Raw genomic sequence first — 24,762 nt, forward strand, 5'->3', positions numbered from 1 at the left:
TTACCGCCCAGAAAGCAGCTTAATAAAGTTGTCCAATTTTAAGGGTTCACTTCAGGGGCTCTTTTGAGTCCCAAGCTTTTTTTGTGGCTAAAATATAAGTTGAAATCGATATCCCAATACTGCTTGCATAAGGATTAATGCTGCTCATTCACTTTGGCCTTGCTCAATTAGGCCTTGAAAGAAGTGATTTAATGAAATTTTACCACCTGTCTCATGCTGGTGTTGTAACTTTAAAGCTTCATTTTTCACGTTTTGATATTCGTACAAGCTATTAGCATATTCAAGCAGTAAATCATCGCCAAAACGGTCCAAGCTAAGGGTGGCAAGATTGGTTAAACCAGCTTTAGCCGCTCGGCGCATCCGCTGTAACATAATTTTACGTTCGTGTTCTGAACAGCCAAAACTGATCCTTAAATCTAATTCGTTAAAGGAAACTTGTTCAGTTAACATCAATTGACAGACATTTAAAATGTCTTTAGCGCCTGCTTGGCTGGTGATACCTAAATAATTTAATAGTGAATTGATCCTTTTCATCGCCGCTTGAATGGGATCTGTCCGGGCAGTTGTTGTGGTGCCCAGCAATTGTTGAATGTTAGAAAGTTTTGATTCCATTTGAATGAGTTGGCTAACTTGTTGGACAACTTTTTCAACTTCGATTTTGTTAATTGGTTTGTCGATAAAAAAGTCGATACCGGCTTGGTAGGCTTCTTGGCGTAAATCGTGATCTCTGACTTTTGAGACCATAATAAAGTGTAATTTAGGTTTTAATTGGCGAATTTGTTTAACTAACTCGATGCCGCTTAAATGTGGCATTAACAGGTCAATTAAGACAATGTCCACTGGTAAAACGGCTAATTCTTTCCGGGCAGATTGGCTGTCACTAGCGGTGCCAATAATTTCATTGTCCATTTTGGTTTCAATAATTTGTGCTAAAAGGGGAATAATAACCGGATCGTCATCGATGATGTAAAAATTCATGACTTGACACTATCCTTTCTTAGTAAGTGATCTTTATTAATTTTCAAAGTAAAAGTTGTTCCTAAATTAACCTTTGATGTAACGGTAATGTCACCTGCAAACTGTTCTTGGATGATGGTTCGAGCATTGGATAACCCAATACCGCGGTATGAATCCCCAGTTTGATCATCGAATTTGGTGGTGAAACCAGGCATAAAAATAAGTTTTTGATACGCGGGTTTAATGCCAGGGCCGTTATCTTGCACTTGAATCCACAAAGTTTGCTGGTGTTCGCTGATTAAAAGCCAAATGTTACCATTGCCAGAACTAGCACTAATCGCGTCAATACTGTTACGGACCAAATTGGATAAGACAGAAACTAAATAATAGTGGTTTGGTACAATGTAGTGCTGCTTAATTTTAGGTGGAATGATGAGGATGTTTAAGTGCCGCTCCTTGATAGTCTCCTTGGCATTATCAACAATGACCCGTATAATGTCATGTAAGCTCATATTTGGATAAGCATCTTGGCCAAAATAATCACTGAGCCCGATGATGATATTTTGATAATCTTTCTTGATTTCATGCACGTCGTGGGCAATCATTAACGCAGACTCTTGTTCTGCTTGACTGTTTGGTTTCTGCGCCAATTTTTCATTGAGTAAATAGGCGTTTTTCATGATTCGCTCAATTTCGGTAACATTTTTTTGCATAAAGTAGGCATCACTTTTAATGGAAGAGGTAATCCATAAAAAGTGGCGGTAGCGTTGCTCATGGGAAATTTGACGTAAAAGCGAGTGCAGATACGCGTAGCTAAAAGTTAGTAAGCAACTGAGCAGGCTGCGGATCAGCGCCGTAATGATCAACGCTTTAAATAAATAAAGCGTGTAGTTGTGAAATCCCAACAGTAAACTGATTTCTAAAACATTGGCTAAGTAATCGCATAGCATAATGCAAAAGAAAAAGTAGCTGTTAGTGGGCGTTTTGCGGCGCCAATAAAGTAAGTAATAAATCAAGCCGTAGCACAAGTAAAAGGCAATGTCCGTGATGACGAATTGAACGATATGCACCGAGTTTTGGTTATGAGTCAATAATAAAATTAGTCCACGAAAAACTGGCGATGCTAGTGCAATGGATAAGGTGAGCCAGATGGGGTGTAAATCCCGATTGAAATAAAGAAAAATGGGCAGTAAAATCACGGATAATGTCAAAATGAAGCCGGGTGTATAAAAGGTAAAGTTCACCTGGGAGGCTAAAGCAATGCAGATTGCAGGGACAATGGTCCGTTTTAGCCGCGGTGTAATTAAATTTGCCATAAAAAACCTTCTTTGATTAGTGATGTTTAATGAAGTTTTGCGAAGCGCTTTGAAAACGCTGCCTATACTTAAATTGTAAACAAAAAAGGGAGGAATTAACATGCTTAACTTAAGAAATCGTAGCTATTTAACGCTTTTAGACTTTTCAAAACAAGAAATGCAATACTTATTGGATTTATCGGCAGCCCTCAAGCAGGCCAAATATGCGGGTACTGAACAACAAAAGATGATCGGTAAAAATATTGCGTTGATTTTTGAAAAGAATTCCACCCGGACACGCTGTGCCTTTGAAGTGGCGGCACATGACCAAGGGGCACACGTCACTTATTTAGGTCCAACTGGAACGCAAATGGGCAAAAAAGAAAGCGCTAAAGATACTGCCCGGGTACTAGGCGGCATGTTTGATGGCATTGAATACCGTGGTTTTTCCCAGCGGACTGTTGAGACGTTAGCTGACTATTCTGGTGTGCCAGTTTGGAACGGTTTAACGGATGAAGATCACCCAACCCAAGTTTTGGCTGACTTTTTGACGGCTAAGGAAAAACTGCATAAATCTTACCAAGACATGATTTTTACTTATGTGGGTGATGGCCGTAATAACGTTGCGAATGCGTTGATGATCGGTGCGGCAGTTATCGGCATGGAAATTCACATCGTTTGCCCAGATGAATTGAAGCCAGCTGTTGATTTAGTTAAAAAGTGTGAAGCTAAAGCAGCTAAATCTGGCGCCAAAATCGTGGTTACCAGCGATATTGACCAAGGTGTTAAAGGCTCTGATGTCATCTATACTGATGTCTGGGTTTCAATGGGTGAAGCAGATGAAATCTGGCAACAGCGGATTAACCAATTACAGCCATACCAAGTCAATAAAGCGTTGTTAGAAAAAACCGGCAACCCGAATGTCATTTTTGAGCACTGTTTACCATCCTTCCATGATTTAGACACTGAAGTGGGTAAGAAGATCCATGATCAGTTTGGTCTAAACGAAATGGAAGTGACGGATGAGGTCTTTGAAAGCGATGCCTCTGTTGTCTTCACTGAAGCAGAAAACCGGATGCACACGATCAAAGCCGTTATGGTTGCAACATTAGGGGATTAAGGAGGCAGTAGCATGGCTAAAATTGTGGTTGCTTTAGGTGGCAATGCGTTAGGCAACTCACCTGAAGAACAGTTAAAACTCGTACAGCAGACCGCGGCGTCATTGGTCAGTTTAGTGACGCAAGGTCATCAAGTGGTAATTAGTCATGGTAATGGGCCGCAAGTCGGTGCAATTAATTTAGGAATGAACTACGCGGCCGAGCACGACCAAGGACCAGCTTTTCCTTTCCCAGAATGTGGGGCTATGAGTCAAGGTTACATTGGCTATCATTTACAACAAGGGTTACAAAATGAATTGCGGAGAAAGCAACTGACTAAAGATGTTGTAACGCTCGTGACACAAGTCGAAGTGGATGCTGCTGATCCAGCATTTAAGCAACCTACCAAACCAGTCGGTGCCTTTTATGATCAAGCTACTGCACAAAAGATTGAACAAGAAAAGGGGTATACGTTTGTTGAAGATGCAGGCCGCGGTTACCGGCGGGTTGTCGCGTCACCGCAGCCAAAAGCAATTGTTGAATTTGACAGTATCAGTCGGTTGATCAATGCTGGTAGTTTGGTGATTGCCAGCGGCGGTGGCGGTGTTCCAGTAGTCCAAAAAGATGGGCTTTATCAAGGAATTCCCGCCGTCATTGATAAAGATAAATCCAGCGCGCTGTTGGCAGGTAAATTAGCTGCCGACCAGTTAATTATTTTAACTGCAGTTGATTATGTCTATGTCAATTATGGTCAACCAGAGCAGAAGGCATTGGCAGATGTCAGTGCTGGCGACATGGCAACTTACTTGAAACAAGGTCAGTTTGCTAAAGGCAGTATGTTACCTAAAGTGGAAGCCTGCTTAGACTTTGTTAAGCAAAATCCACAAGGGACCGCTGTGATTACTTCACTTTCACATTTAGCAGATGCGTTAGTAGGTAAAATTGGGACCCGGATTCATAAATAAGCCTGGCATGATCACAGTTAGGTGAGTACAGAAAAAGTCGAATGGGCAGGTACCCTTTCGGCTTTTCGTATTAATACTGTGCTGAGCTAATTTACGGCCAGACATTGGAGGAGATGAGCAGTCGTGACAGAAACAGAACAAACAGCAAAAAGTCCAAAAAAGCATTTTAAGCTTAAAATGCCCGGTGCCTTCACCATATTATTTATTTTAACCATCGTTGCAGTGATTGCGACTTGGTTAGTCCCGGCGGGTGCCTATTCTAAATTAGCTTATAATTCAGCGACGGAGCAATTAAAAGTCACTAATCCGCAGGGTGAAGTAAAAAATTTACCTAGTACCCAAGCAGAATTGGATAAGTTAGGTGTCAAAATTGACATTGACCAATTTAAATCGGGTGCCATTAACGAAGCCGTTTCAATTCCTAATACTTATCAACGGTTGAAACAACGACCAGCAAGTATCGCTGCCATTCCTGAAAGTATGGTTAACGGAACCATTGAGGCCGTTGACATTATGGTCTTTATTTTAGTTTTAGGCGGTATGATCGGTGTGGTTAAAGCTAGTGGGGCTTTTGAGTCAGGACTAGTGGCACTGACTAAAAAAACAAAAGGCCACGAATTTATGTTGATCTTCTTTATTGCGCTATTGATGGTTTTAGGCGGGACGTTGTGCGGTATTGAAGAAGAAGCCGTTGCGTTTTACCCGATCTTAGTGCCAATTTTTATTGCAATGGGGTATGATTCGATTGTTTGTGTTGGGGCGATCTTTTTAGCCAGTTCAGTGGGGACCGCTTTTTCCACCATCAACCCATTTTCGGTTGTTATTGCCTCTAATGCAGCTGGAATTAATTTTACCGAAGGGTTATTGTGGCGCGTTGGTGGCTGTATTGTCGGCGCAATTTTTGTGATTTTATATTTACGCTGGTATGCGCAAAAAGTTAAAGCGGATCCGAAGTTTTCTTATTCTTATGATGATCACGAAGAATTTGACCAAATGTGGGCGGTAGATTCGACCCAAACTGGTGCCGCTGCTGGCTTTACCGTTCGTAAAAAAATCATTTTAGTCTTATTTGTCGTTACATTTCCGATCATGGTTTGGGGCGTGATGGCAAAAGGCTGGTGGTTCCCAACCATGGCAGCTTCTTTCCTGACCTTTGCCATTGCCATTATGTTACTAACAGCAACTGGGCGCTTTGGTATCGGAGAAAAAGGTGTTGTGGATGCGTTTGTTGATGGTGCCTCTAGTTTAGTGGGTGTCTCTTTAATTATCGGCTTAGCCCGGGGCATTAATATTGTATTAAATGATGGTAAAATTTCGGATACTTTATTAGAATATTCTTCTTCCTTAGTGGCTAACATCAGTGGTCCGATTTTTATTGTTGTGATGTTATTTATCTTCTTTATTTTAGGATTTATTGTGCCTTCTTCTTCTGGCCTTGCGGTTTTGTCGATGCCGATTTTAGCACCATTGGCTGACACGGTTAATATTCCTCGGTTTACCGTGGTGACCGCTTACCAATTTGGCCAGTATGCGATGTTATTCTTAGCACCAACAGGTTTAGTGATGGCAACACTGCAAATGTTAAATATGCGTTACTCTCATTGGCTACGCTTTGTTTGGCCAGTAGTTGTCTTCTTACTTGTTTTTGGTGGTATTTTGTTAGTCGCACAAGTTTTAGTCGCTTAAAGTTAGCATTAAGTTATGTGTGCTCGCCGTAAATTACTTCTGAATTGATGAGGTAATAACGGTGGGGACACATTTTTTGTTAATTTGACAGGCCGTGCAAGATTCAATTTAATTTTTGCCTAAATGTCGTCAGCGCCGTATAATTAATTTAGAATGTAGAAAATGGGGTAACGCAATGGTTCAATCAATTAATACAAAGGTCGACCTAGTTGTTGACGCAACATCTTATGCAGGATTGACTGATTACGGCAAGATTATGATCGGTGATAAGGGGTTTGAATTTTTTAACGACCGGGATGTGCGAAAATACATTCAAATTCCTTGGAAAGAAGTCGATTGGGTAATCGTTTCGGTTATTTTTGGCGGTCGCTGGATTCCCCGTTATGCAATTAGGACAAAGCGCAACGGTACTTTTAGCTTTTCATCCAAGAATCCTAAGCGAACTTTACGAGCAATTCGGGAATACGTTGCGCCGTCACACATTGTTCGCTCACTAGGCTTTTTTGAAGTTCTAGGGCGCAGTTTCCGCAATTTATTTGCAAAATTTAGGCACAAGCTTTAATGATGAGAAATCATTTTTAAGCAAACTAGCATAAAGGTTAGCGGTGACTATTAATATCAGTGTTACCAGCTCATTTAAGCTGGTGAATTTAGCGGATTTTCGTTTTATTTTGATGTCTAAGGAGGACGCAACTGTGCAATCAATCAATGATCAAATTGATTTGACGACTAAAGCGGCGTTGTATTTAGGAACAATACAATATGGTCATATTCAAATTGGTGAACATGGGTTTGAATTCTTTAACCAGCAACGACACCGTAATTTTATTCAGCTGCCTTGGGCTGATATTGAGCAGGTTATTGTGGAAGTATCGCTGATTGGTAAACGGGTCTCACGTTTTACAGTCATCGAGCGCAGCCACATGCAATATGTCTTTGTGACTAAAGATGCGAAAAAAGTGTTGCGGGGAATGCGTCCGTACATTGGTGCGGAACGTTTGCGCCATGCGCCTAGTTTGCTACATACTTTGAAACGCAAATACATTGATCCCTTCCTTTAACTTAGCTGAAAGGAGGTAAAATATGGCGCTTAAAGTAACGACTTGGGAAATTATTTTGCGCTTGTTTTTAGCCGTTGTCATTGCTGGTGTGATCGGCTATGATCGTGAGCATAAAAATCGTCCAGCAGGCATTCGGACGCACGTTTTAGTTTGTGTAGGAGCCTGTGTCATTGCCATGGTACAGCAAAAAATTGGCTTTCAAGCGATTGAGTTTGCCCGTGACTTCCCGAAATTTTCCGGTGTTGTCAGGGCAGATGAAGCACGATTGATTGCGCAAGTTGTCAGTGGTGTTGGCTTTTTAGGTGCTGGTACCATTATTGTGACGCGCCACTCCATCTTGGGTCTAACCACTGCGGCCAGTATCTGGGCGTCGGCTGGTTTAGGTATTGCCGTCGGTATGGGTTATTACGAAATTGCACTTATCAGTGCGCTAGTCGTCATTGGTGTTTTAACCATGTTGCAAAAAGTGATTCATGTTGAATCATTGAAAAAATTGAAATTAAGTATCAAAACAAAAAAGCATCTAAAGCCATGATTCAAGACTATTTTGCGCAACACCGGATAAAAGTAAACGCAGTTAGTTTTAGTACTGATCAAAAAAGCTACGGCATAGTCTATACCAATATTTATACGATCAAAATTCCTCGCCACATGAGTTATCCGCAAATCATAGAGGATCTTTCACTACAGCCTAATGTGATGAAAGTAAGGATGGTCAGAATATAAGCGTCGTTAAGCAACCGGCTAATTTTTTGCAGGTACACCAGTAATGAAAATGAAGTTCAACCCAGTGATTATTTAACAAAAATAGTCACTGGGTTTTTATTTAAAATGTCGCCCTGTGATTTTTGTTGGTGTGTGTTAAATGGGACTTGAAATTGTAATCGCTTTAGCCTAAGCTAGAGTCAGTGAAATTACAGTAAAATTTAGTAAAATAGGAGGCGCGATGATGGAGATCACCAGCGAAGTTTTAAAATCAGAGTTTAAGACACATTTTAAAAGGGAACCTGAACGTGTCTATTTTTCGCCGGGCCGGATTAATTTAATTGGTGAACACACTGACTATAATGGTGGCCATGTTTTTCCTTGTGCCATCAGCTTAGGGACTTATGGTGCTTATGCTAGTCGGGCTGATCAGACCGTGCAATTGTATTCTGCCAATGTGCCTGATCAAGGGACAGTCAGTTTTCAAATTGATGCATTAACTTACCGGCAAGCTGATGGTTGGACAAACTATGCCAAGGGCATGCTTTATGAATTAGTGCAAGCAGGTTTCAAGTTGACCCATGGTTTTGATCTTTACATCCACGGTAATTTACCCGATGGTGCAGGTCTTTCTTCTTCGGCGTCCCTAGAATTGTTGATGGGGACCATCGCCCGGGATGCCTTTAAGCTTTCCGTTTCCCAGCTAGCTTTAGTGAAAATGGGACAGAAGACGGAAAATGATTACATTGGGGTTAATTCCGGAATTATGGATCAATTTGCTGTGGGCATGGGGAAAGCCGATCAAGCTATTTTATTGGACACTAATACCATGAAGTATCAGTACAGTCCGGTAAAATTAGGTCAGTATCTAATTGTTATTATGAATACAAATAAACGGCGCGAATTACAGGATTCTAAGTATAATCAGCGCCGGAGCGAATGTGAGGCTGCATTGGCAAAGCTACAACAAGGCCTGCCGATAAAAGCTTTGGGGGATCTAGACAAGGATCGTTTTGATCAAGCTGCTTATTTAATTGATGATGATATTTTATTACGGCGTGCCCGCCACGCAGTTTTTGAAAACCAACGCGCATTGCAAGCGGCTGTTGCTTTACAAAACAATGATTTAGCCACTTTTGGTCATTTGATCAATGCATCGCACGTTTCTTTACATTATGATTATGAAGTAACTGGGAAAGAATTAGATACGTTAGTGGCTGCTGCTTGGCGGCAGCCGGGTGTTTTAGGGGCCCGTATGACTGGTGCTGGTTTTGGTGGCTGTGCCATTGCGTTGGTTAAGAAAAATCAGGTACCTGCGTTTAAAGCTGCTGTCGGGGATACTTATCAAAATGAAATCGGCTATCAACCAACATTTTATGTTGCACAAATTGCGGATGGTCCTCGTGATCTGACTAATCTTAACTAGATCGATGTGGTCAATGTTGAAAGGGGTTCACAGTATGGACGATTTAGCGACTCAGTTTGTGAGTCAAATTTTAAAACTCAATCCAGATTTTGCGCCATTAGATCGGATTTATTTAATAAATCGAGTTTACGCATTAGTGGGACAGCAAGTTTCAACTAAGAAAAAAGTTTCCAATCTGTTGGATTTAGTAACGTTGTTAGTAGATGCAGCGGTGGAAAATCAAAAAATTAAAGATAATATTACTGAACGAGAAATTTTAGAAGCGGCTTTAATGGATTTGGTCACGCCACGGCCGGCTACCGTTAACCGTCTGTTTTGGAACCAGTACCAAATCAGCCCACAAACCGCTACGGATGCGTTTTACCAGCTGAGTTGTCAAAATGATTACATTAAAACCCGGGCAATCGCTAAAAATAGCGTCTTTTCAGTGGCGACTGATTATGGTGACTTAGAAATCACCATTAATTTATCTAAGCCAGAAAAAGATCCTAAAGCCATCGCGGCAGCGGGAAAGCAAAAGCAAGTCGGTTATCCGCAATGCCAGCTGTGTATGGAAAATGAGGGCTATTTGGGTCGGTTAGGTTACCCAGCCCGCAGTAATCACCGAATTATCCGCTTTATGCTAGGCGGTGAAACTTGGGGCTTTCAATATTCGCCTTATGCGTATTTTAAAGAACACGCCATTTTTTTAGCCCAGCAACACCGGCCAATGATGATCAATCAACACACCTTTAGCAATTTACTTGCCATTGTTCGGATGTTTCCACATTACTTTGTAGGTAGTAACGCTGATTTGCCAATTGTTGGAGGTTCCATGTTGGCTCATGATCATTATCAAGGGGGCCGCCACGTTTTTCCGATGATGAAAGCGCCAGTGGGACATCATTTTAAAGTGGCAGGGGTGTCAGCAGGTATCGTTAAGTGGCCGTTAGCGACTATCCGTTTAATTAGCACTTCTCCTGCTAAGTTAGTTAATGCAGCAACTAAAATTCTTCAAGTTTGGCAGCATTATTCAGATGAAGCTGTTGATATTCGTGCTTACACTAATCAGATCCGGCACCATACGGTTACGCCAATTGCTTATCGGCAAGGGGACCAATATGTTTTAGACGTTGTATTACGGGACAACCAGACGTCGGCAAAGTACCCAGACGGTATTTTCCATCCGCATCCTGATGTACAGCACATTAAAAAAGAAAATATCGGTTTAATCGAAGTAATGGGGCGGGCAATCTTGCCAGCACGTTTAAAAGCGGAGATGCAAGTGGTTGCTGATTGTTTATTGGGGAAAAAGGTGCAAGTCGCCCCTTATCATAAGAAATGGGTCGCTGAATTACAACGGCAACATCAGTTTACAGCGTCTAATGTCCACCAAATTTTAGATCGGGAAATTGGGCTTGTCTTTGCTCGTGTTTTAGAAGATGCCGGTGTTTTCAAACAAACTGCACAAGGTCAAGCCGCGTTTAAACGCTTCATTCAGCAATTAACAAACTAGATGTCAGCTTGAAGGGAGTTTTTTCATGGCGACAACTTTAAAAGACATTGCCCAAGCAACGGGGGTGTCATTGACCACCGTATCCCGCGTGTTAAACCGGGATCCCAGTTTGTCGGTGGGTACGGCGACACGAAAACGGATCTTTGCAACAGCAGCACAATTAAACTATCAAAAAATGCCTGCAAGTCCTGAGGAAATAAAACCGCGTCCGCAAAAAATTGCGTTAGTTCAGTGGTATTCTAAATCACGAGAACAAGATGACCTTTACTACATGGCAATCCGAATGGGGATTGAACAATGCAGCCAGCAACACCAACTTGAAGTGATTCGGGTTTTTCAAAATAATCTAACCCAGTTAACACAGCCAGTAGATGGCGTGATTGCAGTTGGTAAATTTAGTGCAGATCAAGTACAATTATTACGAACCCTGACGGCAAATTTGGTCTTTGTGGATGATGATCAGTTTGCGGCTGGCTTTGACAGTGTTATCACTGATTTTAAACTAGCAGTTCAGCAGGTTGTGGCTGTCTTTTTAAAGCAGCAGCGCCGGGATATTGGTTTAATTTATGGTACTGAAACTACCACTGACGGTCAGCGGCAAATTCATGATCCGCGCCAAATTGCGTTTAAGGAAACGTTGACTGCACAACAGCTTTACCGCCCAGAGTTTACTTTTCAAAGTGATTTTACCAATCAGGGTGGCTATCGTGCGATGCAACAGGCTTTAACAACTTTAGGGGATCAATTGCCCCATGCTTTTTTTGTTGCTAACGATCCCATGGCGACTGGTGCGTTAAAAGCTTTGCAAAAAGCACAAATTGCAGTTCCACAACGCGTTAGTTTGTTTAGTTTTAACGATACGGTTTTAGCGAAGTATGTTTATCCGGAATTAAGCTCGGTGCATGTGGCTACTGAATTGATGGGCTGCACGGCCGTTAAGTTATTGTGTAGCCGGTTTCAAAAGAAAAGACCACCGCAGCGGGTCGAATTAGGGACTCAGTTGATAATGCGAGCAAGTACAAACTTAGAAAGTGAGTGAGCATAATGGCAATTAAAGTGGAAGCATTTGGGACTTATCAAGGTGAAAAAGTTCAGCGTTTCATTGCGAGTAACCAACGGGGAACCCAGATGGCAGTCTTGAGTTTAGGAGCAATTTGGCAAGAATTTTCAGTTTTAGAAGGCCAGCAGCGCCAACAATTGGTCGCACGGTTTGATAATGTAGCAGACTACATGAATTCGACTTCACAACTAGGTAAAGTGATCGGCCGGGTTGCCGGTCGGATCAAGGACGGCAAAATTAAACTAGCAGGCAAAACTTACCAATTGGATTGTAATGAAAATGGTAATTCGATTCACGGTGGCCGGCATGGTTTCGGTAATCTAAATTTCACCGGCGAACCGTTTACTACGGCTACTACTAGCGGTGTGATTTTAACGCGGCACATTCCTAGCACATTAGATCAGTATCCCGGCGATCTAACGTTAAGTGTTAAATATACTTTGAGTGTTTCTGATGACGTGACCATTGAGTTTAAAGCCAAAAGTACGGCGGATACTTTATTTAATCCGACAGAACATGTTTATTGGAATTTAACGGACCAGCAAGCTAGCAGCATTGATCAGCAGTGGCTACAGATCAATGGCCAAAAGCGTGCAGTATTAAATGCAGATAAAACGCCAACTGGTGAATTGGTTGCTGTAAACCGGACAGCCTATGATTTTACTCAACCTAAAAAAATCGGTGCTGCGTTGCAACAATTAGCCCATGATAATGGCGGGACTGAATTTGATGATGCTTATCAAGTAACACCTAGTGCGACACAACCCATTGCAGAACTCGGTGATGCGGCTGGTAAGCGGCGGATACAAATTTTTTCAGAACGTAATGGATTAGTTATCTTTACCGCGAATCCGTTTGATGCTCAGCGTAATGCTGCACATGATTACAATGCCTTAGCAACGGAAGCCCAGGTATTGCCAGATGCCATTCATCATGAACAGTTTGGCAGCATTGTTTTGCCTGCTGGTACGACTATGAGTACTAAAATTCGTTACCAGTATGTTAAAGGTGAGTAAATAACGTGAATTAAAAGCGACTGTGCCATATGTAGTGGCCCCCAAAAGTCAGACCAAAAATCTAATTTTGGAGGCGGTACAAATTGTGGCACAGTCGTTTCTTTACAATATTAATGTGAGTCGTATTGCCTAATCTGTGTTTTTTTGAGCTAAATAAGCGACTAATAATTCTCGATAAACGGTAGAAAAGGCTAAATAAGTGGCTTTTTCAACGTATTCATTATCTTTATGAGCTAAGCGATAATCACCAGGGCCAAACATTATAAAGGGAAAGTCAGGCTCTGGGTGTGATTTTAATAAATTGGAGGCATCGGTTACACCAACGGAAGCTTGTGGTTGGTAAGCGATGGTCAAGATTTTTTGTGCTGTTTCACGTGCAATTTTAGTTAATGAATTGTCTGCCTGTTTAACAATTGGTATTTCTGACATGTAAACATCGAGGTGAAGCAGTGCACCTTGTCGGTTTTGCGCTTGTACTAATTTAGTGAATAACGCAGTAACTGTTTCGTTAGTGTATTCTGGAATGGTACGAATGTTCACTTCAGCGATTGCTTGGTCTGGAATGGTGTTAACTTGATCACCAGCATTGAGGATGGTGGCATTATAAGTGGGTTTGCCTAAACTGTTGTTAGTGATTGTTACAGCATCAAAATGGTGTTTGGCTTGGGTCAAAACTTCTAAAAGTGGGTGTAACGCATTGAATCCTTTTTCAGGCATTGAACTGTGCGCTGCTTCGCCTTGCGATGTTAACCGAATATCCATGGAACCACGGTGGGCGTAGATAATGTCATGAGCAGAAGGCTCGCCAATAATTAAAGCGCTGAGATCTTCAGTATAATGCTGCTCGGCAAAAGCAGCTGATCCTAATCCGCCCACTTCTTCACCGACAGTTGCCAATAACCGGATTGTGCCTTGTTGCGGAAGTTGGTTTTCTTTGAGTTCAATTAAGGCAGTCACCATCGCTGCCAAGCCGGATTTCATATCAGCAGTACCGCGACCATAGAGCTTGCCTGCTTTTTCAGTTAATTTAAACGGATCAGTTTGCCAGTGTTGCCGATCGTTTGCAGCAACAACGTCCATGTGGCCGGAAAGTCCGATAACAGGCTGTCCACTACCAATCTCCGCCACAAGATTAGCTCGCGTTGGTGTGATGGGTAGAAGCTTACTTTTGATTTGGTGTTGCTGCAACAATTGCTGCAGATATTGCGCAACTTTTAGTTCATGATCGTTTACAGATTGAAAGGCAATTAAATCTGCTAATAAGGTTAACTTAGCGTCATCGGGCATTGAAAACAATTGTTGTTTATTGTCCATTATTGGCACATCCTTTAATTTTTAACCGTTATTATAAAGGAAATACAAACACTTTTAAAATTTAAAGCAGTAAAGAAAATGGCAGGAGACTCGCAATTATGCGAATTTCCTGCCATTTGCGTTTCATTAGTGGCTGCCAGCATATTTTTGTAACGTTTCTCTAACAATTTTAACGTTAAAGAGCACGCTGAGAACAATCGTATAAACCGGAAAAGTGATGAGCTCCTGAATAAATCGGCCTGATAGTAGCGGTAACCAGGGTGTTTGGTACATTAAATGTAACCACAAGCTGTTTAAACCTAAATATAGTCCCATAGTGACAGTGAGGGTAGCTAATAAAATTTGCCATAGACGTGGTGTTTTTTGGTAAAAGGTATAACCAAATACTAAGCCCACTAAAAAGGCAGTTAATGTAAATCCAGGGGAAAAAGTGGCAGTTGGTACTAAAAAAATACCTAATAAATCGGATAGCGCAGTGCTAAATGCAGTGATGAACGGGGGAAATAATGACGCCATAATGGCAGTAGCAATAAAGCTAAAAGAAATTTTAGTCAATACAAAATGTAAAGAAAACATACTATTGAGTACGGTTTGCAGGGCAATTAAAATTCCTAACAGTGTAATTTGACGTGCCTTTGAAGTTTGTGACATGGCCATACCTCCTAAGATAGTACACAATGCCACTAGCAAATCAAAAAAGCCGCGTTTACTAGTGGCTGCGTCTTGATTGTCGGACAAAAGCCACGGGTAAATGCGGCGAATGCGAACGCAAAACCGCAAGTCATCAATTGATGCGTTTAGCCTATCATTTCAGCTAAGCAGTTCAATCAACACTTTTCGTCCACCGTTCACATTCCGTTCCGGCGGCACTTAACGCTTTGCATCCTACTCCGATAATTTCTTACATTATAAAGGAATACTGTAGAAAAAGCCAGTTTAATTAGCTATTAATTGGCATGGAATTGTTGAGAATAATTAACTGCAACACCACGTAAATTAGCTTCTGCTTGGTAGTGCGCAATGCAAATTTTAGGTGTTAGTGGTGCAATTTTAACACTTTTTGTCACTTGCTTAATCGCTGTTTGTAAATCTGGCAATAAAGCTGGATTAGCCGAAACGCCACCACTGATAACAAAACAGTCCGGATCAATGCAATATTGGATGTTAAAAATGGCTTTTGCTAATGTGGTAAAAAAGACTTGCAGTTCTTTTTTAGCTGCTGAATTGCCTGCTTGTGCTGCAGCATAAAGCTGTTTACCGGTCAGTGGCTGTTCTGGTTTGACCCGTTGGTTATAGCGTTTTGCGGCATTGACTAGTGTGCCCATTGTACTAACGGTTCGGTTATTTTCATGTAACATGAAGCCAAATTCACCACCTAATAAATGACTGCCATGGTGAATTTTACCATTTAAAATTATGGCACCGCCAACCCCTGTACCAACAGCTAGTAAAACAACGTTTGCTAAGCCCTTTGCCGCACCATCAGCTGCTTCTGCCAGCGCTGCACAATTAGCATCATTTTCAATGGCAACTGGCAATTGAAAACGCTGTTTAAATTCACTGAGGATATCAAAGTTATGAATGTAAGGAACAGCGCTGAAGCTGCCAATAATGCCAGTTTTCTGATTAACAGCACCAGGACTGCTGATACTAACGCCAGTAATTCCATACTGCTGCTTCATCGCTGTTATTTTTGCAGTTAAAATTTGATAAAACGCTGTCAAGTTTGCTGGTGTTGCAACGGCTTGATCTGTGATGAGTTGCCCTTTTATCCAGCAGCCAAATTTAATCGTTGTACCACCGATGTCAATGAGTCCTATCGCCATGAAAACCACTCCTTAATAAGGTGAATTACCTTCAATATAGCGCAACCGATCTCCAAAAATCACTAAATCATTTTGTTGGGTGCGCTTTCATTATGAACCACCAAAATGAAAATGGAAACCGTTTTTATGTAAGCAATTGTCATCCTTTAATGATACCACTATAGTGAAAATATAAAAATAAAGGAGTGGTAAAAGTGAGCTATAAAGTTGTTGCTGTCACGGCCTGTGCGGCTGGTATCGCGCATACTTATATGGCAGCAGAGGGGTTGGAAAAAGCTGCTAAAGCTAAGGGTTACACGATCAAAGTGGAAACTAATGGTGCAATTGGTGCAGAGAATGTATTAACAGAAGCTGATATTGCAGCAGCGAATTTAGTTGTTATTGCGGCTGATGTCAAAATTGATCCAATACGTTTCACTGGGAAGCCTTTATATGTGACAGATTCTAATGCGGCTATTGACGATGCCGCAGCATTGTTGGATAAAGCAAAAGCGGAAGCTAAAGTGTTTGGGGAAAAAGGAACTAAGATTGGCCACGTTCAAATTGGTAACGATCATAAAAAGGTTAATTTCTTTACGCACGTTATGAGTGGGATTTCCTACATGATTCCGATGGTTATTGCTGCAGGCTTGATTTTAGCTATTGCGAATGTTTACGCTTTTCAACGGGATGATTTAGGACGAATTGTTAAATGGGGATTTGATACACATACTGCAATGGGGCAGTTTATGTCTGATATGTTCCAAGTAGGGCAGGTTGGTTTTAAATTAATGATTCCACTATTCGCTGGTTTTACTGCGCGTTCAATTGCGGATAAGCCTGCTATTGCACCTGCTATGATCGGTGCGTATATCGCAAATGATGCAGAATTACTGCATGCTAAAGCTGGCGGTGGGTTTATTGCCGCGTTAATTGTTGCGTTTATTGTCGGTTACTTTGTTAAATTATTAAAGAAAATCAAATGGCCAAAATTAGTGCAACCGATTGTGCCAATTATGATTATTCCGTTAATTGCAACGCTATTTATATCCATTTTAGTATTTTACGTTATTGGACAACCGATTGGTACTGCCATGGATGGCTTATATTCATGGCTAACGTGGTTAAATAGCCATTCAGCTAGTGCACCAATCGTTATTGGCGCTGTTTTAGGCGGTATGATGGGCTTTGATTTAGGTGGACCAGTTAATAAAACGGCGCTTATTTTTGGAACGGCGGTTTTTACAGATACTATGGCAAAATATGGTGTTGACGGGGCTAATTTCGTACCACAAACGGCAACACAAGCAGCAATTTCAGTTGCGCCTTTAGGTGTCTGGTTAGCAACGATCTTTTTCAAAAAGAAATTCTCACATGATGAAAAAGTGGCAGCTAGTGCAACTTTAGGCATGGGACTTGTTGGCGTTACTGAAGGTGCAATACCATTTGTTGCGGCGGATCCTATTCGGATGATCATTGCAAATGTTGCTGGTTCTTCAGTTGCCGGAGGATTAGCGGCGGCGACTGGCTGTAAATTTTATGGTGGTATTGGGTCACCCATTGGGACTTTTATTGGCTACATTGAACAACCAATTCCATTTATTACTTGGATTCTTTGCGTTGGAGCTGGTATTTTGGTCACTGCATTACTAATTGGCGTAATGCGCAAGGATGATGTCACTATGGCCGCCAAGTTAGTTGAAACTAAGAAATAGGGGTGCATGATGGAAACGGAAATTTTTTCAAAAAGTAATATTTTATTTGATCAAACTAGTCAAACTCAAGATGAGGCATTCAAAAAAATGGCACAATTTGTAGCGGATCGTGGCTATGTTACATCGGCACAGGCTTACTATCAAGGTTTAATTGCACGTGAAAAAGAAACAACTACCGGTTTTAAAAATGGCATTGCTATTCCACACAGTGATGATGACTCGGTAAAAGCAGCAGGATTATTCTTGATTAAATTTAGGCATCGAATTGAATGGCACGCTTTAGATCAACAACCCGTACAAGTTGCATTCACGCTGACCATTCCAAAGACTGGTTCAAAAAAGCATTTAAGACTATTGAGCTTAATTGCTAGAAAATTAATGGATGAGACCTTTACACAAGCAGTTTTAACAGAAACGGATTTAGATAAACTAACTCAGTTGATTGCTGCTATTAATTAAAAGCAATTCAGGGAAGGACATCAAGTTATATGACAGATCGAATAGTTCATGCAATTGCCCATACACATTGGGATTTTGAATGGTATTTTACGCGACATGAAGCTTTTATTCAGTTTTGCTACCATATGGATGAAGTGTTGCAAGCATTGGAACAAGGAAAAATCACTTACTATTTACTTGATGGACAGATGTCAATCCTTGATGACTACTTACAAGCTTTTCCAGAAAAACAAGTGCAAGTTAAGCGGTTTGTACGCGGGAAGCGCTTATTTATCGGGCCTTGGTACACGCAAACTGATGAATTAGTTATCGCAGGTGAATCCATCGTCCGTAATTTAAACTTAGGGCTTGACTTGGCAGACCGTTTGGGCGGCGCAATGATGGTAGGGTATTTGCCAGACTCATTTGGTCAGGGGAAGGACATGCCTAAAATTTATAATGGTTTAGCAATTACGGATGCACTGTTTTGGCGGGGTGTTCCTAGTGACGTTGTGAAACATACTGAATTTAACTGGCAAGCAGAAGATGGTTCGAAGGTTTTGGTAGAAAATATTAAAAATGGTTATTTTGCAGGTGTGCCATTGGTTGAAACGACGATGAATCAATCGCAAGCGCAGCATTATTTAAAACAAAATGTGTGTGCAGCAGCGACGAAAAACACAGCTTTGCCAGTGGGTGGGGATCAACGTTATGTGGATTTAAATCTAACAGCAAAAATTGCTCAAATTAATCGCCAAAATGTTAATCAACCAGTTAAAGTTGTTGAAAGTAATTATCCCGCATTATTTACTGCCATTAGACAAGAAGAACCAAAGTTGGAAACACTATCCGGTGAGTTCATTGATGCTAGCGTTTCAAAAATTCACCGTTCAATTTATTCATCACGTTACGATCAAAAATATTTAAATGATAAACTAGAGAGACGCTTACTTTACACAGTAGAACCCTTAATGATTTTTGCGGCAGCTTATGGGATTCCTTATCACCAAGCAATTTTAGATAAAATTTGGCGATTAATGGTACGTAATCATGCACATGATAGTGCTGGCGGCTGTAATAGCGATAAGACAAATCAAGATATTTTAAATCGATTGAATGAGGCAGACCAATTATCTTATTCTGTGATTGATTATTTAACACGCAAGTTGTCGATTTCACAGCCACAAGTGCAGCAGGATGATTTAATTTTTTATAATCCGCGGCCAGTAACAGTAAAAAAAATCATTCAAGTTCAGCTTTCTGTAAAACAAAAGGCTTTTTGTCTGTCTTCAAATGGTAAACAAATTAACTATGATTTAATAGCATCACAGCGAGTTTATGGTGGCACCATTCGCCGCAATCCGCGTGATAATGACCCAGAGCGTTATTACTATGTGCACACGGTTCGTTTGCCAGTTAATATTGCCCCAATGGCACAACAAAAAATTCATATTGATACTTGTCAGTACCCTAAGCAAATTGTTGCATCCACTAAAAAAGAAAAAATTGAAAATTTGTTTTATGAACTTAAGGTTGATCAAGGGAAATTAACACTAATTGATAAAAGAAATGAAAAGGTTTATACCAACATTTTAAGCTTTGAAGATGGCGGGGATGAGGGAGACACTTATGATTACTCGCCTGCTTATCAGGATGAAATCTACCAACTTGATTTTAAAAAAGCAACGGTTCAAGTTTTGTGTGGCAAATTTAGTCAAAGCTTAATTTTAAATGGTGTTTGGCGATTACCACAAAATTTAGCACAAAGAGCAAAAAAACAGTGTGATGGTCACTTGCCATATCAAATTAAATTGACGTTAGACAGACAGACGGCGCTTATTCAAATTAAAATGACGGTAGATAATCGCATTAAAGATCACCGCTTGCGTGCTATAATTAAAAGTGATGTTAAGGCTAAATTTATTTATGGTGATTCACAGTTTGGTACTTTTAAACGGGCAGTTACTGATCCGCACGCCAAAAATTGGCGTCAATTAGGTTATCATGAAGAACCGACGACAATTTTTCCAATGTTGCATTACATTAATGCGCATAATGGTGACACCAGTCTGACGATCATGACTAAAGGCATTAAAGAATACCAGGCCGTTGGGACAGAATTTGATCAACTTGCATTAACCTTATACCGTAGCGTTGGTTATTTAGGCCGACCAGATTTACGTCGGCGGCCAGGTATTGCTTCCGGCAATGAATTTAAGGCCATTCCAACGCCGGATAGTCAGCTACAAAAACAGTTAACATTTAAATTTGCCATTCATTTTGACAAAGTTTACCGACCACATCAATTGATGCAACTGTATCAAAGTTATGCTAGCCGTGTACCTTATTATCAAATTCAAAATTTAAATCGTTTTACAACAACTTTACAGTATTTTGTGTTGCATCCAACGCAATTAACACAACGTTGTCTGCCAATCGTTGATTTAAAAAATACAAAGTTAGTTTTTAGTAGCCTACAAACAACTGCTGATCAAGGTGGAATGGCATTACGCGTCTATAATCCGTCGTTAACAACTTCTTTAACTAATCAGGTCATTGAGTTAGATCAAGCAGCCCGAGTTTGTCAGTTGAATTTGCGGGGGCAGCCACTATCTGCTGTACAAGTTGTAAAAAAGATTGACTGTGGAAGCTTTACTCCTGGTGAAATTAAGACGTTTGGTATTTACTAGCATAGTGGGTGGGGGACAATAATTGACACAACAACTAAATGATATTTTTTTGCTGATTGAAGCGCACCGACTAGATTTTACTAATACAGAACAAGTGATTGCGGATTATTTATTATCAAAGCAAAAAATTGCAACTATTGAGCAACTTGCGCAACAAATTGCAGTGTCGCCTGCTTCAATTACTCGCTTTGCTAAAAAAATTGGTTTGGGTAATTTTAAAGAACTCATTTTCTTGTACAATCTTTCTCTAGGTGCAGATAAAGATGATGGCATTCAAGTATCATCTAGTGTAACTGCCAGTTATCATGCCTTAGCCACTAAAAGTGACAGTTTTTACCGCGAAGCAGCAGTTAATCGTTTTGTTGATGCGGTTTATGCCCATCGTGTTATTCAATTTTGGGGTCTAGGTTTTAATGCTTTTGTTGGTGAAGATTTTCAGTTTAAATTTACACGTTTAGGTAAATTTGTGGTTATTTTTAATGATCAGCATTCAATTAGTCTGGCTGCAGCTGCAGCTGTGACAGATGATTTAATCATTATTGCCAGTTTGAGTGGGACTGATGTGAGTTTAACCCGTGCGGCTAAAACTGCAAAACAAAATGGCGCGCACATTCTTTTGATTACAACAAATGAAGATTCGCCAATTATTAATCAAACAGAAGAAACGTTATTTGCAGCAGTGTTAGAAAGGCAAGAGCAATTGGGTAATATTTCACCGCAGATTCCAATGCTAATCCAATTGGATATGCTTTACACGCAATACATTAAACGGCACAAACAAACGGTCAAGAAATGGTTACAAGCCGAGTCAATTTTAAAAGAAAAACGTTAATTTAATAAATGACGCCATGAGCAGCCTAATCATTAAGCTGCTCATGGCGCTTTTTAGTCGTTATATTAGGACAGGTTAAAATCTTTTTCCAACGCTTCGGTCACAAATAATTCACCAATGCGGCGTTTAGGTACAAAGAAACCGGCATCAGCGTTTAAATTATAGACTAAAGCGCCATTTGGAAAGATACCACTGATTTGAATGCGGTCGCCTTGGTAAGCATTATAGGTTGCTGTTTCAAATAAACTTTCAATTTGAAAATCGGTGACAGCGATATAAATTTGGCCAGTGGCTAGCCCGGCTAAATGAAGTGGATGCGTTGTCATGAAATCCCTCCCATAAATTCAGCGTAGCAGGTTGGGCATAAAATGCAATGCTTTTTTATGCAAATTGAATTAAAATGGGGTTAAATGGTCAAAAAAGGAAGTTGACGTATGGCACACGAAATCACACAGAAACAACAAGCAGCGTTTAAAGCGGCTTTTTTACAACAACCGCAAGCAACGACGATTCAGCGTGCAGTGATGAATAATGGGATTAATGCGGTCAGTGAAGATCCTGACGTTAAGACAAAATTAACAAACACGTTTTCGCTATCATTGCCAACCGGTAAGGCAACGGATCAAAAACATAGCGGACGCTGTTGGTTATTTGCCACTTTAAATACGTTGCGGCATGAAGTTGCTACTAAATTGCAGCTGCCTGATTTTGAATTCTCGGAGAATTATTTATCATTTTGGGATCGATTTGAAAAAGCCAATGCATTTTATGAGTTTGTTTTGGCAACGGCTAAAAAACCAGCAGATAGCCGAGTGGTCACTTGGTTGTTTGATTCACCTAACGATGATGGTGGCCAATGGGACAACGCGGCGGCACTGATTAAAAAATATGGGTTAGTACCTAAATCAGTAATGCCAGAAACGCAGGCTAGTGCGAATACAACTGAATTTTCGCAAGTAATGGGGTTACGTCTGCGCAAAGATGGCATTAAGTTACGGCAATTGGTCGCGGCTAATGCCAGTCAGGAAGACTTGGCTCGAGCTAAAAAGCATATGCTTATGGTAATTTACCGGCTGTGTGCCACGGCCTTTGGGACCCCGGTTGAAAAATTTGATTTTACGTACCGAGATAAGCAACAGCAATTTCATCGTGAGTCAGGTTTGACGCCACAACAATTTGCTGTAAAGTATTTACCCCATTCATTGACAGATTATGTCACGGTAATCAATTCCCCAGACAAGCCGTTTAATCAGCTTTATACCATTCCATTAGAGACAAATGTCGTTGGTGGACAAGCTGTGACCATGCTAAATGTTGATTTGAAAACCATGAAAGCTCTCACTTTGGCGCAATTAAAAGCGGGTGAGCCAGTTTGGTTTGGCAATGATGTATTAGCGCAAATGGATCGAAAACAAGGCTTGCTAGCTAGTCGGTTGTATGATTACGACACGCTTTTTGGCGCTGATTTTCAATTGAGTAAAAAAGCGCGACTACAATATCGACAAGCAATTGTTTCCCACGCAATGACGCTGAGTGGGGTTGATCTGAAAGCTGAACAACCACAAAAATGGCGAGTTGAAAATAGTTGGGGTGAAAAAGTGGGTACCAAAGGCTATTTTGTCATGGCAGATGATTGGTTTGATGACTATGTTTACCAAGTTGTGATTAAACGTGACTTACTGCCACCTGCATTACGTACCGCTCTAAAAGCCACTCCTGTACAGTTGGCACCGTGGGATTCGATGGGGTAATGTTCTTTTCGGCGTTAATCTTTTATGAAAGAAGGACACGTGCTTGAAACAGCAATCCTTATTTACTAATGATCAACAAAATAGTCCCTTGGCAAATCGTGTGCGTCCAGAAACGCTGGCTGAATTTACGGGGCAGCAACATTTATTGGCACCAGGAAAGATTTTACGGGAAATTATTGACCAGGATCAGCTAACCTCAATGATTTTTTGGGGGCCACCCGGTGTGGGGAAGACCACGTTGGCTCACATCATCGCAAAACAAACACAGGCTCATTTTGTCACGTTTAGTGCGGTGACTAGTGGGATCAAAGATATCCGGAAGATTATGGAAGAGGCGGAGATGAACCGGGAAATTGGTCAGCGGACCATTGTCTTCGTTGATGAAATTCATCGGTTTAATAAAGCCCAGCAAGACGCCTTTTTACCCTATGTGGAACGCGGCAGCATTATTTTGATCGGCGCCACAACTGAGAATCCATCATTTGAAATTAATTCTGCGCTGTTATCTCGTTGCCGGGTTTTTGTGTTGAAACAATTAACGGTAACGGATATTGAAACGTTGCTGCACAAAGCAATACAGAATCCGCGCGCTTTTCCGCATTTAAAAGTCAACATTGCTGAAGCTGCCATTCAAATCTTGGCCCGGTTTGCAAATGGTGATGCGCGCGTCGCGTTAAACACCTTGGAAATGGCCGTTTTAAACGCAGAGTCGCAACAGCACGAAGTGACGATTACACCAGAAGCACTCAATCAATTAATCAATACAAAATCACTGCGGTATGATAAAAATGGTGAAGAACACTATAATATTATTTCGGCGTTGCACAAATCGATGCGCAATAGCGATGTCAATGCGGCAATCTATTGGCTGACGCGGATGCTAAAAGGCGGTGAGGATCCACTATACATTGCCCGGCGGCTAGTTCGTTTTGCTAGTGAAGATGTAGGGTTAGCAGACACACACGCATTATCATTAGCAGTTGACGTTTTTCAAGCTTGCCAGTTTATCGGGATGCCAGAATGCAATGTGCATTTAACTGAAGCCGTGATTTATTTGGCTTTGGCGCCGAAATCCAATGCAGTCGATCAAGCAGCCCAAAAAGCGCAAGCAGATGTTAAAAAAACTGGTAACGAGCCGGTACCACTTCAGATTCGTAATGCGCCGACTAAATTGATGAAAGATTTAGGTTATGGTGCTGATTATCAATTTGCTCATAATACTAAAGATAAACTGACCACGATGAAGACGATGCCACCGGATTTAGCTGGCCATGAATATTATTTGCCGACCGAACAGGGAAATGAAAAGCGATTCAAACAACGTTTGGCCTTTTTGAAAGCTTGGCACGCAAAGCATGATAATCATTAACTAAAAAAAAGCAGTAACCATTTTTGGTTATGAAGTGAACCCTTAAAATTGGACAACTTTATTAAGCTGCTTTCTGGGCGGTAAG

21 protein-coding genes, 1 pseudogene and 1 riboswitch are annotated in these 24,762 nt (G+C 41.0%); of the genes and pseudogenes, 16 read left to right on the forward strand and 6 right to left on the reverse strand.

The window, feature by feature from the left end; genetic code table 11:
• Positions 1-144: 144 nt before the first annotated feature.
• Both FC24_RS02960 and FC24_RS02965 read right to left on the reverse strand, forming a co-directional pair.
• Positions 145-978 carry a DNA-binding domain-containing protein gene (locus FC24_RS02960; RefSeq protein WP_057873387.1) on the reverse strand — a complete coding sequence of 278 codons (834 nt, stop codon included), beginning with the start codon at positions 976-978 and terminating at the stop codon, positions 145-147.
• Entirely contained in the window at positions 975-2,273 is a 1,299-nt protein-coding gene (locus tag FC24_RS02965) for a sensor histidine kinase (RefSeq protein WP_057873388.1), read from the reverse strand. Before FC24_RS02965 ends, FC24_RS02960 begins: the two co-directional genes overlap by 4 nt.
• Positions 2,274-2,373: 100 nt before the next feature.
• Between FC24_RS02965 and argF the strand changes: the two genes are divergently transcribed.
• From argF to FC24_RS03015, 10 genes and pseudogenes are all read left to right on the forward strand, one after another.
• Positions 2,374-3,372, forward strand: coding sequence for an ornithine carbamoyltransferase (gene argF, locus FC24_RS02970; protein WP_057873389.1), 999 nt, complete (start codon positions 2,374-2,376; stop codon positions 3,370-3,372).
• A 12-nt stretch (positions 3,373-3,384) separates the two neighbouring features.
• Positions 3,385-4,314 (forward strand): carbamate kinase, encoded by a 930-nt coding sequence (gene arcC, locus FC24_RS02975; RefSeq protein WP_057873390.1) that lies wholly within the window; start codon positions 3,385-3,387, stop codon positions 4,312-4,314.
• Between the two features lie 177 nt (positions 4,315-4,491).
• Positions 4,492-6,000 (forward strand): YfcC family protein, encoded by a 1,509-nt coding sequence (locus FC24_RS02980; RefSeq protein ID WP_057873404.1) that lies wholly within the window; start codon positions 4,492-4,494, stop codon positions 5,998-6,000.
• A 175-nt stretch (positions 6,001-6,175) separates the two neighbouring features.
• Complete coding sequence (locus tag FC24_RS02985) at positions 6,176-6,562, forward strand: DUF956 family protein (protein ID WP_057873391.1); 387 nt, start codon at positions 6,176-6,178, stop codon at positions 6,560-6,562.
• 133 nt (positions 6,563-6,695) lie between these two features.
• Entirely contained in the window at positions 6,696-7,061 is a 366-nt protein-coding gene (locus tag FC24_RS02990) for a DUF956 family protein (RefSeq protein ID WP_235807299.1), read from the forward strand.
• Between the two features lie 22 nt (positions 7,062-7,083).
• Positions 7,084-7,787: pseudogene (locus tag FC24_RS02995) on the forward strand (MgtC/SapB family protein).
• Between the two features lie 220 nt (positions 7,788-8,007).
• Complete coding sequence (locus FC24_RS03000; protein WP_420805246.1) at positions 8,008-9,192, forward strand: galactokinase; 1,185 nt, start codon at positions 8,008-8,010, stop codon at positions 9,190-9,192.
• A gap of 34 nt (positions 9,193-9,226) precedes the next feature.
• Positions 9,227-10,687 (forward strand): UDP-glucose--hexose-1-phosphate uridylyltransferase, encoded by a 1,461-nt coding sequence (locus FC24_RS03005; protein WP_057873392.1) that lies wholly within the window; start codon positions 9,227-9,229, stop codon positions 10,685-10,687.
• 25 nt (positions 10,688-10,712) lie between these two features.
• Entirely contained in the window at positions 10,713-11,726 is a 1,014-nt protein-coding gene (locus tag FC24_RS03010; protein WP_057873393.1) for a LacI family DNA-binding transcriptional regulator, read from the forward strand.
• A gap of 5 nt (positions 11,727-11,731) precedes the next feature.
• Positions 11,732-12,763 (forward strand): aldose epimerase family protein, encoded by a 1,032-nt coding sequence (locus FC24_RS03015; protein WP_057873394.1) that lies wholly within the window; start codon positions 11,732-11,734, stop codon positions 12,761-12,763.
• Positions 12,764-12,892: 129 nt separating this feature from the next.
• Here the strand turns inward: FC24_RS03015 and FC24_RS03020 are convergent, their stop codons facing one another.
• The 3 genes from FC24_RS03020 to FC24_RS03030 all read right to left on the reverse strand — a co-directional run bounded on the left by FC24_RS03020 (position 12,893) and on the right by FC24_RS03030 (position 15,903).
• Positions 12,893-14,077, reverse strand: a complete 1,185-nt coding sequence (locus FC24_RS03020) for an ArgE/DapE family deacylase (protein WP_202813602.1) — start codon at positions 14,075-14,077, stop codon at positions 12,893-12,895.
• Between the two features lie 126 nt (positions 14,078-14,203).
• The gene (locus FC24_RS03025; protein WP_057873395.1) at positions 14,204-14,728 is read right to left on the reverse strand and encodes a folate family ECF transporter S component; all 525 of its coding nucleotides are present in this window, start codon (positions 14,726-14,728) and stop codon (positions 14,204-14,206) included.
• 101 nt (positions 14,729-14,829) lie between these two features.
• Positions 14,830-14,972: riboswitch (THF riboswitch) on the reverse strand.
• A gap of 52 nt (positions 14,973-15,024) precedes the next feature.
• Positions 15,025-15,903: an ROK family protein gene (locus FC24_RS03030; RefSeq protein WP_057873396.1), complete on the reverse strand. Its 879-nt coding sequence runs from the start codon at positions 15,901-15,903 to the stop codon at positions 15,025-15,027.
• 194 nt (positions 15,904-16,097) lie between these two features.
• Here FC24_RS03030 and FC24_RS03035 point away from each other — a divergent pair, with 194 nt between their 5' ends.
• Genes FC24_RS03035 through FC24_RS03050 form a run of 4 tightly spaced genes read left to right on the forward strand, consistent with a single transcriptional unit; the run spans position 16,098 to position 21,557 of the window.
• Positions 16,098-17,597 carry a PTS fructose transporter subunit IIC gene (locus tag FC24_RS03035; protein ID WP_057873397.1) on the forward strand — a complete coding sequence of 500 codons (1,500 nt, stop codon included), beginning with the start codon at positions 16,098-16,100 and terminating at the stop codon, positions 17,595-17,597.
• Between the two features lie 9 nt (positions 17,598-17,606).
• Positions 17,607-18,056, forward strand: a complete 450-nt coding sequence (locus FC24_RS03040) for a PTS sugar transporter subunit IIA (RefSeq protein ID WP_057873398.1) — start codon at positions 17,607-17,609, stop codon at positions 18,054-18,056.
• A 29-nt stretch (positions 18,057-18,085) separates the two neighbouring features.
• Entirely contained in the window at positions 18,086-20,725 is a 2,640-nt protein-coding gene (locus FC24_RS03045; protein ID WP_057873399.1) for a glycoside hydrolase family 38 N-terminal domain-containing protein, read from the forward strand.
• 22 nt (positions 20,726-20,747) lie between these two features.
• Positions 20,748-21,557 carry a MurR/RpiR family transcriptional regulator gene (locus FC24_RS03050; protein ID WP_057873400.1) on the forward strand — a complete coding sequence of 270 codons (810 nt, stop codon included), beginning with the start codon at positions 20,748-20,750 and terminating at the stop codon, positions 21,555-21,557.
• A 65-nt stretch (positions 21,558-21,622) separates the two neighbouring features.
• Here the strand turns inward: FC24_RS03050 and FC24_RS03055 are convergent, their stop codons facing one another.
• A complete protein-coding gene (locus FC24_RS03055; RefSeq protein ID WP_057873401.1) occupies positions 21,623-21,883 on the reverse strand; it encodes a hypothetical protein in 261 nt (86 codons plus the stop codon).
• Between the two features lie 108 nt (positions 21,884-21,991).
• Between FC24_RS03055 and FC24_RS03060 the strand changes: the two genes are divergently transcribed.
• Positions 21,992-23,308 (forward strand): C1 family peptidase, encoded by a 1,317-nt coding sequence (locus tag FC24_RS03060; protein WP_057873402.1) that lies wholly within the window; start codon positions 21,992-21,994, stop codon positions 23,306-23,308.
• 43 nt (positions 23,309-23,351) lie between these two features.
• Positions 23,352-24,677: a replication-associated recombination protein A gene (locus FC24_RS03065; RefSeq protein WP_057873403.1), complete on the forward strand. Its 1,326-nt coding sequence runs from the start codon at positions 23,352-23,354 to the stop codon at positions 24,675-24,677.
• Positions 24,678-24,762 lie beyond the last annotated feature (85 nt).

This window comes from Loigolactobacillus rennini DSM 20253, from assembly GCF_001436505.1.
Lineage (GTDB): Bacteria > Bacillota > Bacilli > Lactobacillales > Lactobacillaceae > Loigolactobacillus > Loigolactobacillus rennini.

What these genes read in the sequence shown, in the direction of transcription:
- FC24_RS02960 (WP_057873387.1), bottom strand. Translation starts at nt 978, where the DNA reads ATGAATTTTTACATCATCGATGACGATCCGGTTATTATTCCCCTTTTA.
- FC24_RS02965 (WP_057873388.1), bottom strand. Translation starts at nt 2,273, where the DNA reads ATGGCAAATTTAATTACACCGCGGCTAAAACGGACCATTGTCCCTGCA.
- argF (WP_057873389.1), top strand. Translation starts at nt 2,374, where the DNA reads ATGCTTAACTTAAGAAATCGTAGCTATTTAACGCTTTTAGACTTTTCA.
- arcC (WP_057873390.1), top strand. Translation starts at nt 3,385, where the DNA reads ATGGCTAAAATTGTGGTTGCTTTAGGTGGCAATGCGTTAGGCAACTCA.
- FC24_RS02980 (WP_057873404.1), top strand. Translation starts at nt 4,492, where the DNA reads ATGCCCGGTGCCTTCACCATATTATTTATTTTAACCATCGTTGCAGTG.
- FC24_RS02985 (WP_057873391.1), top strand. Translation starts at nt 6,176, where the DNA reads ATGGTTCAATCAATTAATACAAAGGTCGACCTAGTTGTTGACGCAACA.
- FC24_RS03000 (WP_420805246.1), top strand. Translation starts at nt 8,008, where the DNA reads ATGATGGAGATCACCAGCGAAGTTTTAAAATCAGAGTTTAAGACACAT.
- FC24_RS03005 (WP_057873392.1), top strand. Translation starts at nt 9,227, where the DNA reads ATGGACGATTTAGCGACTCAGTTTGTGAGTCAAATTTTAAAACTCAAT.
- FC24_RS03010 (WP_057873393.1), top strand. Translation starts at nt 10,713, where the DNA reads ATGGCGACAACTTTAAAAGACATTGCCCAAGCAACGGGGGTGTCATTG.
- FC24_RS03015 (WP_057873394.1), top strand. Translation starts at nt 11,732, where the DNA reads ATGGCAATTAAAGTGGAAGCATTTGGGACTTATCAAGGTGAAAAAGTT.
- FC24_RS03020 (WP_202813602.1), bottom strand. Translation starts at nt 14,077, where the DNA reads ATGGACAATAAACAACAATTGTTTTCAATGCCCGATGACGCTAAGTTA.
- FC24_RS03025 (WP_057873395.1), bottom strand. Translation starts at nt 14,728, where the DNA reads ATGTCACAAACTTCAAAGGCACGTCAAATTACACTGTTAGGAATTTTA.
- FC24_RS03030 (WP_057873396.1), bottom strand. Translation starts at nt 15,903, where the DNA reads ATGGCGATAGGACTCATTGACATCGGTGGTACAACGATTAAATTTGGC.
- FC24_RS03040 (WP_057873398.1), top strand. Translation starts at nt 17,607, where the DNA reads ATGGAAACGGAAATTTTTTCAAAAAGTAATATTTTATTTGATCAAACT.
- FC24_RS03045 (WP_057873399.1), top strand. Translation starts at nt 18,086, where the DNA reads ATGACAGATCGAATAGTTCATGCAATTGCCCATACACATTGGGATTTT.
- FC24_RS03055 (WP_057873401.1), bottom strand. Translation starts at nt 21,883, where the DNA reads ATGACAACGCATCCACTTCATTTAGCCGGGCTAGCCACTGGCCAAATT.
- FC24_RS03060 (WP_057873402.1), top strand. Translation starts at nt 21,992, where the DNA reads ATGGCACACGAAATCACACAGAAACAACAAGCAGCGTTTAAAGCGGCT.